Source organism: Christensenellaceae bacterium 44-20 (assembly GCA_041223705.1).
In the GTDB taxonomy this organism is placed as follows: Bacteria; Bacillota; Clostridia; order Christensenellales; family Christensenellaceae; genus QANA01.
This window is the reverse complement of the sequence record JBCLQU010000002.1, coordinates 228680-243279: the sequence shown is the minus strand read 5'-3', so window position 1 is coordinate 243279 and position 14600 is coordinate 228680. Positions and strand designations below refer to the sequence as shown.

Here is a 14600-nt window from a genome sequence, read left to right as displayed (position 1 = left end):
GAAGAGAGCCTTTGCTCTCTTCTTTACTTATTTTTTAAAATCTGCGCCGGCGCCGGCGATAAACCGAGCCGACTTTTTTCCTTCTGGAACGCGAGTAACGCATTCTGCGGCTTCTCTTTGCTCCCAGCGTGCGCACAATCAGGAAAATAATCAGCGCGATAGGGATAAGCAGCCAAAGCCAAACATATTTGCTGATTTTCCGCACACCCGTGCTGGGATCATCCAAATCCACCGTCCCGACCTTATTCGCATTGGCATTTTCGACGAGCTTCTGATATTCTTCATTGCTCATCATATCCTCTGCCGCAGCCAAATCGCCTGAAAAGATCGTCTGCTCCCCGTTTGCGATTACCACTTTTCCGACGATATCTCCCATGAGCACAGGCGCTGCCAGAGCCTCGTTCGGCGTAATCTGCACGGTAATTTGAGCGCGATCCACATCGTTTTTCAAAACAATCGCGCCATTTGCGCCCGTCCCAGCCGGAACGCATTTGAGCTTCATGGGCACGCCATCTACCACCGGCGCATTTGCCACATCGATTTGCAGCTTTTCCGCCGCCAGCTCATCCAGCGGCACTTTGGAAAACTCATTAAAGCCATATTCAAAGAGTGAACGGACGATCGTCCATCTCTTTGCACCCTGATCCGAGCTGTCTCCGAACACCAGCGCGATCAGATGCCTTCCGTCTTTTTCCGCCGTCGCAATGACGCATCCGCCTGCGTTGGCTGTGGAGCCTGTTTTTAGCCCTGTCGTGTACTCATATTCAAAGTTGGTATACGGCGGCGTATTGGGATCTTTGTTCTCCGGCGTATAGATCAGCCGGTTGGTGTTTTCCAGATTGAAGTTGGTCGTCTTGTCAACAGTGGTGGCGTTGTATGTTTTGCTGCTTGCGATCTTCATGATCGTCTCATTGCCTGCGGCATACTGCGCCAATTTTGCCATATCGCGCACAGTGGTCTGGTGCCCGTCCCAATCCAGCCCCGAAACTGTAACGAAGTTTGTGCTTGCCATGCCCAGCGCCGCCGCTTTCTGATTCATCAGAACGGCGAATTGATCCGTCGAGCCCGCGACCTTCACCGCCAGCGCCACTGCCGCATCATTGCCTGAACTTAGGAACATGCCATAGAGCAAGGTCTCCACGGTTACCGTCTGCCCGGGCTTTAAGCCCATCAGCGAGCCGGAAACTGAAACCTCCGCCCCGACGGTAACTTCATCCGCCAGCTGCACATGATCCAGCGCAACCAGCGCCGTCATGATCTTGGTCGTGCTGGCAGGGGCGATCCTGGCATCCGGGTTCTTCTCATAGAGCACAGCCCCGGTATCTTGATCTACCAGCATGATGGCATTTGCCGTCATTTCAGCTTCATCGATGCCTGCCGCAAAGACCCAGTATACCGTGGTAAAAACCATTATAAACGCAAGAAACGCGACAAATATTTTAAAAAGCAAATTACGCTTCAACAGCATAACCTCCTTGGGCACTTCAAAATACACATAAGGCTAGTATATCATAGCCCCCGTTATTTTGGAACAAAAAAACCCTCCTTTTGTCGAGTATTCACAATTTCACAATATTTTTAGGCATTTTTGCCAGTTTCCCGGAACTCCGGCAGGCCCTCATATTCCAGGAAGTTGTCCTTGTCTTTCCAGAGCCGCTCGATGTCGTAGAACTCCCGCTCCTCCCTATGGAAGAGATGCACCAGCAGATCGCCGAAATCCACGACAATCCACCTGCCCTGCCGATAGCCTTCCATGCGCTTTTTAAAAATGCCGTTTTTGGCCATATACTGCTCTGCCTCATCTGCCAGCATGCGCAGCTGCGCCGGCGAGCGCCCGCTGCATACGACGAACGTCTCGGCCAGAATCGTCTGCCGGGAAACATCCAGCAGCACGATCTTCTCCGCCTTTTTCGCATCCAGCAGCTCTGCCAGCCCCATGGTTACCTGATCAAAATTTGCCATTTTGTTCTCTCCTTTTTTCTATCACCCACTGATAAGCGGCGGCGGTATCCGGGTGCACTTCCCCGCCCCTCGCCTGCAAATAGGCCAATTCATGCGCCAGAGCCCGTTCCAGCGCCTGCTCCAGGCCAAAATCCAGCGCCTGCCGCAGCTGCTCCACTCCGTCAAACTCCCGGTTCTCCTCCAGCAGATCGGATAAATAGACGATCTCCTCCAGCCGGCTCATGCCCCGCGCGCCTGTAGTATGGTGCGCAATGGCCGCGAGCACCTGTGCATCGCAGATGCCCAGCTCCCGCTCGGCCAGCTTCGCCCCCACCGGCCCGTGCAGTAAATTGGGCTGTGCCTCATAGGCATGGCAGAGCGGAATGCCAAACTCCCTGGCATAGGCCAGCATTTGTTCATCCGAGGTGTACTTGGCATAATCGTGCAAAAGCCCTGCTACCGCCGCTTTTTCTGCGTCCTCTCCGTATTTTTGCGCCAAATCCACAGCCATCTTTTCCACGCCCAGGCTATGCACCAAGCGTTTGGGCGTCAGCCGCTGGCGCAGCGCTTCCAGATAGCGCGCTCTAAGCTCCTGCGAATACATGCTCCGCCTCCATAAACTGCAAAACCCGCGCCGGAACCAGTGCATCCACGCGCTCGCCCCGGCCCAGCGCTTCCCGCACCATAGTCGAAGAAATATCCGGCCCTTCTCCGGAGGAAAGCAGGATTTTCACGCCGTATTTTTCCTTCAGCTCCTTCAGCTTGGCCTCCACCTTGTGCATGGGATCGCCCGGCCTGGGCACGCACAGGAATGTGCAAAGATCCTGGGTGAGCACCGCCTCATACTCCTTCCAGGTTTCCAGCTGAAACAACGTATCCGTCCCGATGATATAGTAGATGCGCTGGCCGGGTTTCAGCGTTTTATGAAAAGCGCGCAGGGTATCGATGGTATAGGTATACCCCTCCCGCCGCAGTTCCATCGTGCAAAGCTCCAGAAAAGCCCCCTCCTGGCAGAACAGGCGGCACATCTGCTCCCGCTGCCCGGCGCTGAGCACGGCCTCCTGTTGCTTATGCGGCGGAATGCCCACAGGCAACACGATCACCTTATCCAGCTCAAATTCCCGGTAGACCTGCTCCGCGATGCGAAGATGCCCCAAATGCGGCGGGTTGAACGTCCCGCCCAAGATGCCGATGCGGCGCGCCAAAGGCTCCTGCGCCGCCAGATTCTCTCTTTCCATGCCTCTCCTCCTGCTCATTTATTATACACAATCCCGGCTTGTGATACAAACCCATCTTCCCTCCGCGCATAAAACTGGATATTTCTGTAAATACTAGGCGATAATTCCAGTATATGAGGAGGGGTACTCATGCAGTTAGATCAAAAAGCCATTCGCTATTTCAAACGCAAGCGCCGCGGCGGCAAAAACAGCATCGCCCGGGGACTGGATCTCCTTTTGGGCACGCTGCTGCTCTCTGCCCTGCTGTTTTTCCTGTTTTGGCGCCTGCATATGGGCATCCGCGCCGCCCTGATTTTAGGCGTCTGCACGGCGCTGGCCCTTCTGGCGCTGTATGCCGGATTCTGCCGCTATCAGCTGGAGAAATATATCTCCAAAGAACTGGATGCCCTCAAAAACGAGTGCGCTCTGGAAAAGCTGACGCTGCTTTCAGACGAAAGTTTTTGGGAAATTTGCCTGGAAATTTTCGCAGAGCACGGCGCCCAGGGCGGCGAAGAGACGCTGGGCGGGCTATACTTGCCCCAGCAGCAGCTCTTCTGTTATGCGCTGCACAACCATCCGGAAAATCCTGTGGGCGTGCAGCAAATTCTGCTGCTGCACCGCAAGCTGAAAAAGCTGGGCGCGCAAAAGGCGCTTTTGCTCTCTGCCGCGCCCTATCAGGATGAGGCCGGCGCTATGTCTCAGCGCCTGAACGCGGAGATCACGCTGCTTGACCAAAAGGAATTCCTGGAGCTCCAGCATCCGCTCATCGCGCCCTCCGAAGAGGAACTGCAAAAGGCGCTTTTGGCCAAAGTTCATCATCCGGCATTCGAAAACCCAAAAAGCATCTTCCTGCGCCGGGAAAAATCCAAAGCATATTTTCTGCTGGGTATCTTCCTGCTCTGCTGGTATGGCCTGACGGGCTTCTCCATCCTCTATCCTATTATTGCCGCTCTTTGCTTTTCTCTTTCGCTTTTTTGCTGGTTTTCCGGAAAAGAACAGCGCTCCTCAAAATAAAAAAACGTGCAGCCAGCCTGCACGTTTTTTCTATTCGTTTTTTCTCAGATCGCTACAGCACGATGACGGGCTTCTCCTCGTTGCGGCGGTAAAGCGCAAATTTCCGGCCGATAAACTGAACCGGCTCTGCCCCCAGCTGCTCCGCTAAAAGGTGCAGCGCCTCCTTTGCCGAAAGCGCACAGTTGCGCTGAACGCTTCCCTTCACCAGCTCCCGCGCCGTCAGCGCATCTTCTGCCTGTTTCAGCAGGTTTTCCGTGATGCCCTCTTTTCCGATGAAAATGATCGGCTCCATGCCGTTGGCCATGGCCCGCAGTTTGGCTCTCTGTTTGCTCGTCATACTCTTTTCCTCAAATGCTTTCTTTCCTGATATTGGATCTACTCCACAAAATCGAACGTCTCTCCGTTGAGGCGGACTTCCTGCCCATCCTGAACGCCGAATTCCCTCAGCGCCTTGATGATGCCCAAATCCTCCAGCAGCTTTGCAAAATGCCGCATGGAATCCGGGTCTTCCGGGTCGATGCGGGCAAAAATCGAATCGATGAGGCTGCCGTTGACCTCGGCCACGCCATCCATGCCGCGGCTGAGTTCGAAGCTCTGCTCACTGCTCATGGTCTCCCATTCCTCGATGACGCCCTCTTCCTCTATCTGCCGCACAGGCGGCAGCTCCTGCAATTGCCGCGTGATGGCCGAAAGCAGTTCCCGCACGCCCTGCTGCGTCGCCGCAGAGATGGGATAAACCGCAATACCCTTAGGCTCCAGCTCATCCTTCAGCCATTCATAGCCCACTTCCGCGCCGGGCAAATCCATCTTGGCCGCGGCGACGATCTCCTTGCGCTCGGCCAGTTCAGGGCTATAAGCCTCCAGCTCTTTGCGGATTTTGGCGTAATCCTCCAGAGGGTCTCTCCCCTCCACGCCGGATGCATCCACAACATGCAAAATCATGCGCGTCCGCTCGATATGCCGCAGAAAATCGTGCCCCAGCCCGGCGCCCTGGCTGGCGCCCTCGATGAGGCCGGGCAGATCTGCCATGACAAAACTGCTCTCGCCCGTGCCCACAACACCCAGGTTAGGCGAAAGCGTGGTAAAGTGGTAATCCGCAATTTTGGGCTTGGCCGCCGAGACCACCGAAAGCAGCGTGGATTTTCCCACGCTCGGGAAGCCCACCAGCCCCACATCCGCGATGGATTTGAGCTCTAAAATGACCTTGCGCGCCAGCGTTTTCCGGCCGGGCAGCGCAAAGCGCGGCGTCTGGCGCGTGGGTGTGGTAAACTTTGCATTGCCCTTGCCGCCCCGGCCGCCCTTTAGGATGACTCTTGGCGTCCCGGAATGCAGATCCGCCACGACGCGCCCGGTCTGTTCATCGATAATCACCGTTCCCTCGGGCACTTTGATGATGAGATCTTCCCCGTCCTTGCCCGCCATATTCCGCCGGCCGCCGTTCTCGCCGTTGCCCGCGGTGAACTTGCGGGTAAAGCGGAAATCCACCAGCGTGCGCAGATCCGGATCCGCCTGGAAAAGAATATCCCCGCCGTTGCCGCCGTTGCCGCCGTCCGGGCCGCCGGCCGCGACATATTTCTCACGCCGGAAGCTGACGGCGCCGTTGCCGCCGTTGCCCGCTTTAATCGTGATCTTTACTTTATCTACAATCATGTTCTGTCAACTTTCTGCCCGCGCCCAAAACAAAGGCGCGCGCCTGTTCTGCTCCCTTCATTTTTTACAGCTTAGGAGCATCCTATCCAAAAACCCTGTCTATTTTGCGGGCTCACCCTCTGTGCTGGGGCAGAGATCGCGCAAAAAGCAGGTATCGCACGCGGGCTTTCTGGCATGGCAGACCTGCCTGCCGTGATAAATGATCCAGTGATGCGCGTTGCCCCATTTCTCTTTGGGGATGAGCGCGCACATCTGCTCTTCTGTTTTGAGCACATCTTTTGCATTTGCCAGGCCCAGGCGGTTGCTCACCCGGAAAACATGCGTATCCACGGCAAAGCCGGGAATGCCAAAAGCATTGGAAAGCACGACGTTGGCCGTTTTGCGCCCGACGCCAGGCAGTTTGGTCAGCTCGTCCATATCCGGGGGCACCTGCCCGCCATACTGCTCCACCAGCATCTTTGCCGTGCCGATGAGGTTCTTTGCCTTGACGCTGTAGCACCCGCAGCTATGGATATCATCGCAGAGCTCATCGAAATCTGCCGCGGCCAATTCTTCTGCATTTTTATATTTAACAAACAGCTTTTCCGTAACCTTATTGACGCGCACGTCTGTGCATTGCGCCGAGAGAATCGTCGCCACCAAAAGCTGATAGGGGTTAGCAAAATGCAGCGCCGGAACGGCATCCACATATACCTCTTCCAGCCGCTTTAAAATTTCCTGTTTCCGCTTTTCCATAACAAACCCTTCTTTCTTGCCTGCCATTTTTTCCTTGGCCCCTCTATCATATCAAAAAAGGGCGGGGCTTGTCTAGAAAAGGCGAAAATTCTTCTCGCTTTCCTGCATCAAATAAAAAAAGAGTTTGCCGGAGGGCAAACTCTTTCTATCTAAATTTCCGGCGGCAGTTCGCTGGAAAACGCCGCGCTGCTCTGTTCCCTCAGGGCCTGGAGCTGGCGCTCCAACTCCTGATTGCGGGCGCGCTGTACTGCAAGCTGTGAGAGCAGCCTCGTCTCCTGGCCACTTTGTCTCTGAATCGCCGCCCAGACGATATGGTTGAGCCCATAGAGCACCGCTTCCCCATCCTTGCCCAGCCGCGCCAGATTATCCGCCAGCTCGGCCAGCGTCTGCTCTGCGCCCGGCCGCCGGCGCATTTTCTGCATGGGGTTATCCTGCGGCCCAATCTTTCCGGCGTCTTTGAGTTCCTGCAATACTTTTTCAATATACCCCGGGTTGCCGCGCAAAAGCCCGCGGTATTTATTCTGATAGCGCAGCATGGCTTTTTTCTCGCCGCCGCCCAGCTTTGCGGCAATGCTGCGCACAGATTTCCCCTCTGCCTGCCCCAGCAGCATAGCCTCTACCAGGCGGTGCTGTTCCTGCTCGCCAAAGGGGACAAAGGCGGCCTTGCCCCTGCCCGGCTCTTCCCGCAGTTTTGTGTAGTAGTAATTGCGGATGCTGTTGGGCCGCCTTCCAGTCTGTTGCGCCACCGATTCAAATGCGCGCCGAATGGGCTGCCCCTGCGCCGCCGCCCGGTCTATCTCTTCAAATAAAAGCGCCGTCTCTTCCGGCGACCACCCGGCTTTTCCAGAGGCCTGCCCCTGCTGCCTTTGCTTTTCTGCCATACTTAAAAATCCTTTCGGTTTTCTAGCTATATTATGAGCGTCCGTTTCGGAGAATATAAACAAAAAAGCAGAAACTTTGCTCTGCTTTCGTAAACTCTAAGATATTTTTATTTCCGGGGCGCGAGGAATAGAACTTTTTATACATTCCTGGCGCATATTTGAATATAGTATAGCATGGAACATTTAAATCTTCTTCAAATTTCCAGCCCCGCAGATGGGCTGGTCTATCTAAACGGCTCGCTGGCCGGGGAACTGCTGGGCGGGCAGCTTTCGCTCTGCATTCCAAGAGGGCGTTTTTGCCTTTCCTTTTCCCCTCTGGAGCAGACAGACGGCAAGGTTTACCTTCCCTTCTCCCGCATTCTGGATCTTTCAGAGGAAAAGCCGGTAATCCTGCGGGACGACGGCGTTCTTAGCGTCTATCTTCTGGGGGAGATCTGCTGCGTTCAGCTCTTCCCGCCCTATGCCAGCACGCCCTGCCTGCCCTATCTCGTGGCGGCACACGGCTTTTCCTTTAACGGCCAGCGGATGCGCGCTCAGGTCTATTTTGATCGCGTGCCCTGCTTTTCTCTGGAGGAGAATAACCGCATTCTTTTTGCCTGCACACTGCCCTTTTCCGCAGAAAGCGCCAAGCTCTCCACGGCAAAAATCGGGGGTGAGTTCTGCGTCATCGCCGAATTGGAGCAGACAAAGAAAAAAGCTCTTGCCTGTGTGGCTGTGCAGTCTCGAAAGCTGCTTTTCTGCGAGGAATACGAGCAGTATCATCTTTCACCGCAGACGGGCCTGGAGCTCTTCGGCCCTTCCCAGCGCTGCGGCTACTGTGTCGTCCGGCAGTATCGGGAAAAAGCGGAACAGCCATCCATCCGGCTGGCCCGCCTGCCCGAAGAACAGGCCGACCCAGCCCGCGCCTTTGCCCTGGCCATACAGCACCGGGATTCGGGAACAGCCCTCTCCTTCCTCTCCCCATCTCTGGCCCGGGAGCTCAGCTTTGAAGATCTGCTGGAGTTTTTCGGAGACGCCGTTCCCGCGCCTGAGCAGTTTTGCCAGCCGGGAGAACTGGCCTTTTGTGAAAAGCTCTCCGAACACATCTTTTTTGTGCGCCGGTTCGCCTTAGAGCTCATGGGGGATAAAATCAGCAATATCTCCGAAAGGTAGCGCATAGGCCCATGTTTTCCCCGCCGCCCCGTTGCCATTTTCCAGGGCGTATGATATAGTAAATAGGAAAAAACGCAAGAAAATGGATGGTGTAACATGGATTACAAAAGTGAACTTGCTCTGCTTTTAAATAGCGCCCAGCCCTCCCTTTCCGCTTCCGAGCTGGAGGAGATGCTGGAAATTCCCCCGGATGCAGCCATGGGCGATTATGCCCTGCCCTGCTTCAAGCTGGCCAAAACCCTGCGCATGGCTCCGCCTAAAATCGCCGCAGATTTGTTGAAAAAATTCCAAAAACCCGGCTGGATCTCCAAGGTTGAAATTGCAGGCGGGTATTTGAATTTCTTTGTGGATCGGGCGTTTTTCGCGCAAAGCACGCTTTCTGCCGTCGGCCAGCAGGGCGAGCGCTATGGCTCTTCCCAGATGGGAGAGGGCCGCGCCGTTACCATCGATTATTCTTCCATCAATATTGCCAAGCCCTTCCATATCGGCCACCTCTCTTCCACGGCCATCGGCCACGCGCTCTATAATATCTACAACTTCCTTGGGTTCCACTGCGTAGGCATCAACCATTTGGGCGACTGGGGCACGCAGTTTGGCAAGCTCATCGCGGCATATAAGCGCTGGGGCAACCGTGAGGATGTGGAAAAGCGTTCGATTCAGGCGCTTTTGGAACTATACGTCCGCTTCCACGAGGAAGCCAAGCAGAATGCCGCGCTGGACGACGAGGGCCGCGCCTGGTTCAAGAAAATCGAGGACGGCGACGAGGAAGCGCTCTCTATTTTCGGCTGGTTTAAGGAGCTGACGCTCAAGGAAGTCTCCAAGGTTTACGACCTGTTGGGCATTCACTTCGATTCCTATGCCGGCGAATCCTTCTATAACGATAAAATGCAGCCCATCATCGATGAGCTGAAAGCCAAAAATCTGCTGGAAGAGAGCGACGGCGCGCAGATCGTCCGGCTGGATGACTATGATCTTCCGCCCTGCCTGATTCTGCGTTCAGACGGCGCCACGCTCTACGCAACGCGGGATCTTGCTGCGGCATTCTACCGCAAAAAAACCTACGATTTCTATAAAAACCTGTATGTCGTCGCCTATCAGCAGAACCTGCATTTCCGCCAGCTCTTCCAGGTGCTCGATCTGATGGGCGCGGATTTCGCAAAAGACTGCGTGCATGTGGCCTTTGGCATGGTCTCACTGGCTGACGGCACCATCTCCACCCGGGAAGGCCGCGTGGTATTTTTGGAGGATGTGCTCAACTCGGCCATCGAGAAAACCCGCAGCGTCATCCAGGAGAAAAACCCGAACCTGGAAAACAAAGACGAGATCGCCAAAAAAGTCGGCGTGGGCGCAGTGGTCTTCAGCGTGCTCTCGGGCAGCCGCATCAAGGATATCACCTTCGATCTGGATCGCCTGCTCAACTTCGACGGCGAGACGGGGCCGTATGTCCAGTATACGCATGCCAGGGCCTGCTCCCTGCTGCGCAAGGCCGGCGATGCCTATACCGCCGCGCCGGACTACACGGCGCTTGCCTGCGATCAGGCGTTTGCCGTGCTGCGCCTCATCCAGGAATTCCCCGGCGTCATCGTCAAAGCCTCGGAGAAATATGAGCCGTTTATGATCACCCGGCAAGTCGTCTCCCTGGCGCAGGCTTTTAACAAATTCTACTACGACATCCGCATTCTGGATGAGCAGGATCCTGCGGGAACTGCGGCACGCCTGGCGCTGGTGGACGCGACGCGCACGGTCATCAAAACTGGCCTGGCGCTCATCGGCATCGATGCGCCCGAGCAGATGTAACAAAAAAACGAGCAAGAGCAGGATTTTTCCTGCTCTTTTTCTTAGGAGGCACAATGCAAATTATCCCGGCAACGGCTCAGGAAATGGAGGCCGTCTATTCTCTCATCTGTCAGCTGGAAGAACAGACTCTCCCCTCTGCGGATTTTGAGCGCATCTATTTGGAGAATTTGAAAAATCCCCAGATTTTCTATCTGCTCTGCAAAGACCAGGGCGAAGTGCTAGGATTTTGCAGCCTGCATATTCAGGCTCTGCTGCACCATGCGGGAAAGATTGCCGAAGTGCAGGAGCTGGTTCTCTGTCCCCGGGCCAGGGGAGCCGGCGCGGGCCGGGCGCTGATGGAGGCGGCGAAGCAAAAGGCCCGGCAGGAGGGCTGCCTGCAAATCGAGGTTTGCTGCAGCCTGCGCCGCCAGGATGCGCACCAGTTCTATGAGCATATCGGCCTTGAAAAAAGCCACTATAAGTTTACCGCCCCGCTGATTCCTGTTTGACAGCGCGCCCCTCATGCCGTAAGATAGATCTGCCGGCAGTATTGCCGAGTTTGTATTCAAAGAGGTGTGGTTTCCATAATCGAAATCAAAAAAGTAACGCAAGACAAGAAACAGTATCTGGATTTGCTCCTATTGGCCGACGAGCAGGAGGATATGATCGACCGCTATTTGGAGCGGGGCGAGATGTTTGCTCTGCTGGACGGCGGGCAGGTGCGCAGCATTGCCGTCGTAACCGAGGAGGATGCGCAGACCTGCGAGCTGAAAAACCTGGCCACCCGGGAAGAAGACCAGGGCAAGGGATACGGCCGCGCCATGGTACAGCATCTATTTGGCTTCTACAAAGGCCGCTATCAGAAGATGCTGGTCGGCACGGGAGACAGCCCGCTGACCGTCCCCTTCTACGAGAAATGCGGGTTTCTCTATTCACATCGGCTAAAAAATTTCTTCACGGATCACTACGACCACCCGATTTTCGAAGCGGGAAAACAGCTGGTGGATATGGTCTATTTCCAAAAGGAGCTATAACTTGCATATAAAAAGAAGACGGCCGATTGCCGTCTTCTTTTTATGCCCTTAGAAAACCAGGTGCCACCATGCCTGATCCAAAAGAACCAGAATGCCCAAAACCAGCACATACAGCGCGAAGCCATACATCTTGCGCTTGCGGATGAGACTTAGCATAAAGCGCACGGCGAAATAGCCCGAAAGGCCGGCGGCGATCATGCCGAAAATGGTGGGCCAGAGATAAACCGTGCCCGCGCCGTCTGTTGCCAGCTTATAGCCCTCCAGAACAGTCGACCCCAAAATAACCGGGATGGACATCAGGAAGGAAAACTTGGCCGCAAGGCCGCGGTCCAGCCCCATAAAAAGGCTGCCCGCCAGCGTCGAGCCGCTGCGCGAAATGCCCGGGAACACAGCCACGGCCTGCATACACCCGATGCCCGCCGCATTGGCATAGCTGATTTCCTTTTTTCTATGGCGCTTTTGCGCGCTGAGCATTTCGGAGAGCGTCAGCAGCACGGCCGTCAGCAAAAAGCCCACGCCCAGATACTGCCCGCCAAACGTGCTTTCGATAAAATCTCCGATGAGCAGCTCTGCGATGACTGCCGGGATCGTCGCTACAATCAGCAGCCCCATCAGCTTTTGCACCGGGTGGCGCAGCAGGCCGACGATATCCTTCCAGAATACGGCGAAGATGGCAATCAGCGTGCCCACATGCACCATGACGTTAAAAAACAGCATATTGCTGCTGTCGATTCCCATGATATTCTGGAACAGCACCAGATGCCCGCTGCTGGAGACAGGCAAAAACTCCGTCAGCCCCTGCAAAATCCCCAGAATGATTCCCTGCAAAATATTCATATCTTCTCCTCCTATGATCGCCTTTTTCAGGCACCGGCGGCATCTTTTTTCTGCGCCGCCCTTGCTCTGCAAATTTCAATCGCGGCGCCTGCGGCCAGAAAGCCCAAAAGGCACCCCGCCCAGATCAGCCAAAGATTATTTGAGCGCGCCCCGGCAGAATTTACCGTATCCCAATTGAGCGCCAGCCCAATGCCAAAACCGCATGGATAGCCCAAAACCGCCGAAAGCGAAAACCATCTTTTTCCAAAAGCCCAGGAATTTGCCAGCGCGATCAGCGTGCAGGCGGCCAAAATATCCGCCCAGTCCTTCATGCCGTGCAAATCGAGCAGGGCATACCGGCAAAGCCAGTAAAACAGGCCCAGCAGAGCGAGATTGCCGCACAGCACGGCGAAATTCCTGTTCCTATTTTTCATGGCTCGCTCCCCCTTTTGCCCAGCCGGCACTTCGAGGCCATTATACCATTATTTTACGCACCCGGAAACACTTTCATGGCTCTCCCGGAAAATTTTACTTTTTAGACGAAATCGTCTATAATAAGAAAGCATTGCAAATACCCAGGAAAGGAACCACGAGAAATGAAACTCGGCGTCGTCGGTATGCCTAACGTAGGCAAGAGCACGCTATTTAATGCCATCACCCAGGCTGGCGCGGCCAGCGAGAACTACCCCTTCTGCACCATCGAGCCCAACGTCGGCATGGTGAGCGTGCCGGATGCGCGGCTGGATTACCTGGCAGAAATTCACCATCCCAAAAAGTTCACTCCGGCCACCATCGAATTTGTGGATATTGCGGGCCTGGTCAAAGGGGCCAGCAAAGGCGAAGGGCTGGGCAACAAGTTCCTCTCGCATATCCGGGAGGTGGACGCGATTGTGCATGTCGTCCGCTGTTTTGAGGACGAGAATATCACGCATGTGGACGGCAAGGTCGACCCTGTGCGGGATATGGAGACCATCAGCTTCGAGCTGATTTTCGCCGATATGGAGAGCGTCGAAAAGCGCCTGACCCGCGCGGAAAAGATGCAGAAAAGCGGCGATAAGAAATATGTGCAGGAAGCGGCGGCCTTAAAGAAGCTCTATGCGGCGCTGGAAGCGGGCAAACCCGCGCGCACCGTGCAGCTGGAGGAAGGCGAGCAGGCGCTTTTGCGGGATCTTTTCCTGCTGACGGATAAACCCATCATTTATGTCGCCAATATTTCCGAGGAGGAGCTGGGCACCCCGGTTTCGGATCTGCCTTTGGTCATGCGGCTCAAAGAGCGGCTTGCGCAGGAAGATGCGCAGCTTCTGGTCATCAGCGCTAAAGTGGAGGAAGAGCTCTCCATGCTGGAGCCGGAGGAGAAACAGCTCTTCATGCAGGAACTGGGCATCGCGCAGTCTGGCCTGGATCAGCTGGTGCAGGAGAGCTATAGCCTGCTGGGGCTCATCAGCTTTCTCACTGCCGGGGAAGACGAGGTCCGCGCCTGGACCATCACCCGCGGCACAAAAGCGCCCCAGGCCGCCGGCAAAATCCATACCGATTTTGAGCGCGGTTTCATCAAGGCAGAGGTCATCGCGTTCGATGCGCTAAGAGAGCTGGGCGGTGATATGCTTTCGGCCAAGGAGAAGGGCCTTGTGCGCCAGGAGGGCAAAGAATACGTCATGCAGGACGGCGATGTTGTGCTCTTTAAATTCAACGTGTAACTGATTTTGGTTCGTCTAAAAGCGGCTTGGCCTGCGTATTACTGGATCAGCCCGCCTATTTTCAGAATATGAAGGAGCGATTATGTCTTTCTTAGAGCTTTTTCTCATTGCCGTGGGCCTTGCGATGGACGCCTTTGCCGTCTCCATCTGCAAAGGGCTCTCCATGCCCCGGCTGAATTGGAAACATGCCGTCATCGTTGGGCTGTACTTTGGGCTGTTCCAGGCCGGAATGCCCGTTTTGGGCTATTTTCTCGGCTCCAGCTTTGCCGGGCAAATCGAGGCGCTCGATCACTGGATCGCCTTTTTGCTCCTGGCCGTCATCGGCGGGAACATGATTTTGGAATCCCGCAAGCAGGAGGCCCAGCCCAACGCCAGCGTGGCCTTTCGGGTGATGCTCCCGCTAGCCATCGCCACCAGCATCGATGCCCTGGCTGTGGGCGTAACCTTTGGCATTTTGCATGCCGAGCTCGTGCTCTCTGTCTCGCTGATCGGCATCGTTACGTTCCTGCTCTCGCTTGCCGGGGTCAAGCTGGGCAACTGCTTCGGCGCCAGGTATAAATCCCGGGCAGAGCTGGTCGGCGGGCTGATTTTGGTGCTGCTGGGGCTAAAAATTCTATTAGAGCATATGGGCGTTCTTGCCTTCTAAGGGTAAAAAACCTTCCTGCAAAGCGGAAGGTTTTTTTCTTA

The 14600-nt window shown here is 55.3% G+C and carries 17 protein-coding genes; 7 read left to right on the top strand and 10 right to left on the bottom strand.

Annotated elements, in window-relative coordinates:
* Positions 1-34: 34 nt before the first annotated feature.
* The 4 genes from AALG83_08140 to nadD all read right to left on the bottom strand — a co-directional run bounded on the left by AALG83_08140 (position 35) and on the right by nadD (position 3179).
* Positions 35-1411: a D-alanyl-D-alanine carboxypeptidase family protein gene (locus AALG83_08140; protein ID MEY8383120.1), complete on the bottom strand. Its 1377-nt coding sequence runs from the start codon at positions 1409-1411 to the stop codon at positions 35-37.
* A 167-nt stretch (positions 1412-1578) separates the two neighbouring features.
* Positions 1579-1962, bottom strand: coding sequence for a ribosome silencing factor (gene rsfS, locus AALG83_08135; protein ID MEY8383119.1), 384 nt, complete (start codon positions 1960-1962; stop codon positions 1579-1581).
* A complete protein-coding gene (gene yqeK / locus AALG83_08130) occupies positions 1949-2545 on the bottom strand; it encodes a bis(5'-nucleosyl)-tetraphosphatase (symmetrical) YqeK (protein ID MEY8383118.1) in 597 nt (198 codons plus the stop codon). Before yqeK ends, rsfS begins: the two co-directional genes overlap by 14 nt.
* Positions 2526-3179 (bottom strand): nicotinate-nucleotide adenylyltransferase, encoded by a 654-nt coding sequence (gene nadD / locus AALG83_08125; protein ID MEY8383117.1) that lies wholly within the window; start codon positions 3177-3179, stop codon positions 2526-2528. The genes yqeK and nadD overlap by 20 nt, the downstream gene beginning before the upstream one ends.
* 129 nt (positions 3180-3308) lie before the next feature.
* On the opposite strand from nadD, the gene AALG83_08120 reads away from it, so the two are divergent.
* Positions 3309-4172 carry a restriction endonuclease gene (locus tag AALG83_08120; GenBank protein ID MEY8383116.1) on the top strand — a complete coding sequence of 288 codons (864 nt, stop codon included), beginning with the start codon at positions 3309-3311 and terminating at the stop codon, positions 4170-4172.
* A 52-nt stretch (positions 4173-4224) separates the two neighbouring features.
* Here AALG83_08120 and AALG83_08115 read toward each other — a convergent pair whose 3' ends face one another.
* The 4 genes from AALG83_08115 to AALG83_08100 form a co-directional block, all read right to left on the bottom strand.
* On the bottom strand, positions 4225-4509 hold the full coding sequence (locus AALG83_08115) for a YhbY family RNA-binding protein (GenBank protein ID MEY8383115.1): 285 nt from the start codon (positions 4507-4509) through the stop codon (positions 4225-4227).
* A 38-nt stretch (positions 4510-4547) separates the two neighbouring features.
* Entirely contained in the window at positions 4548-5822 is a 1275-nt protein-coding gene (gene obgE, locus AALG83_08110; GenBank protein ID MEY8383114.1) for a GTPase ObgE, read from the bottom strand.
* 99 nt (positions 5823-5921) lie between these two features.
* Positions 5922-6557 (bottom strand): endonuclease III, encoded by a 636-nt coding sequence (nth, locus tag AALG83_08105; GenBank protein ID MEY8383113.1) that lies wholly within the window; start codon positions 6555-6557, stop codon positions 5922-5924.
* Positions 6558-6706: 149 nt separating this feature from the next.
* On the bottom strand, positions 6707-7438 hold the full coding sequence (locus AALG83_08100) for a hypothetical protein (protein ID MEY8383112.1): 732 nt from the start codon (positions 7436-7438) through the stop codon (positions 6707-6709).
* 174 nt (positions 7439-7612) lie between these two features.
* Here AALG83_08100 and AALG83_08095 point away from each other — a divergent pair, with 174 nt between their 5' ends.
* From AALG83_08095 to AALG83_08080, 4 genes are all read left to right on the top strand, one after another.
* Positions 7613-8590, top strand: coding sequence for a hypothetical protein (locus AALG83_08095; protein ID MEY8383111.1), 978 nt, complete (start codon positions 7613-7615; stop codon positions 8588-8590).
* Between the two features lie 96 nt (positions 8591-8686).
* A complete protein-coding gene (gene argS, locus AALG83_08090; protein ID MEY8383110.1) occupies positions 8687-10387 on the top strand; it encodes an arginine--tRNA ligase in 1701 nt (566 codons plus the stop codon).
* A 53-nt stretch (positions 10388-10440) separates the two neighbouring features.
* The gene (locus AALG83_08085) at positions 10441-10875 is read left to right on the top strand and encodes a GNAT family N-acetyltransferase (protein MEY8383109.1); all 435 of its coding nucleotides are present in this window, start codon (positions 10441-10443) and stop codon (positions 10873-10875) included.
* Between the two features lie 75 nt (positions 10876-10950).
* Positions 10951-11400, top strand: a complete 450-nt coding sequence (locus AALG83_08080) for a GNAT family N-acetyltransferase (protein ID MEY8383108.1) — start codon at positions 10951-10953, stop codon at positions 11398-11400.
* Positions 11401-11448: 48 nt separating this feature from the next.
* Here the strand turns inward: AALG83_08080 and AALG83_08075 are convergent, their stop codons facing one another.
* A complete protein-coding gene (locus tag AALG83_08075) occupies positions 11449-12237 on the bottom strand; it encodes an undecaprenyl-diphosphate phosphatase (protein MEY8383107.1) in 789 nt (262 codons plus the stop codon).
* A 26-nt stretch (positions 12238-12263) separates the two neighbouring features.
* Positions 12264-12650: a hypothetical protein gene (locus tag AALG83_08070; protein ID MEY8383106.1), complete on the bottom strand. Its 387-nt coding sequence runs from the start codon at positions 12648-12650 to the stop codon at positions 12264-12266.
* Positions 12651-12812: 162 nt separating this feature from the next.
* On the opposite strand from AALG83_08070, the gene ychF reads away from it, so the two are divergent.
* Together ychF and AALG83_08060 are read left to right on the top strand one after the other, a co-directional pair.
* On the top strand, positions 12813-13913 hold the full coding sequence (gene ychF / locus AALG83_08065; GenBank protein MEY8383105.1) for a redox-regulated ATPase YchF: 1101 nt from the start codon (positions 12813-12815) through the stop codon (positions 13911-13913).
* An 82-nt stretch (positions 13914-13995) separates the two neighbouring features.
* On the top strand, positions 13996-14559 hold the full coding sequence (locus tag AALG83_08060) for a manganese efflux pump MntP family protein (protein ID MEY8383104.1): 564 nt from the start codon (positions 13996-13998) through the stop codon (positions 14557-14559).
* The last annotated feature ends 41 nt before the right edge of the window (positions 14560-14600 follow it).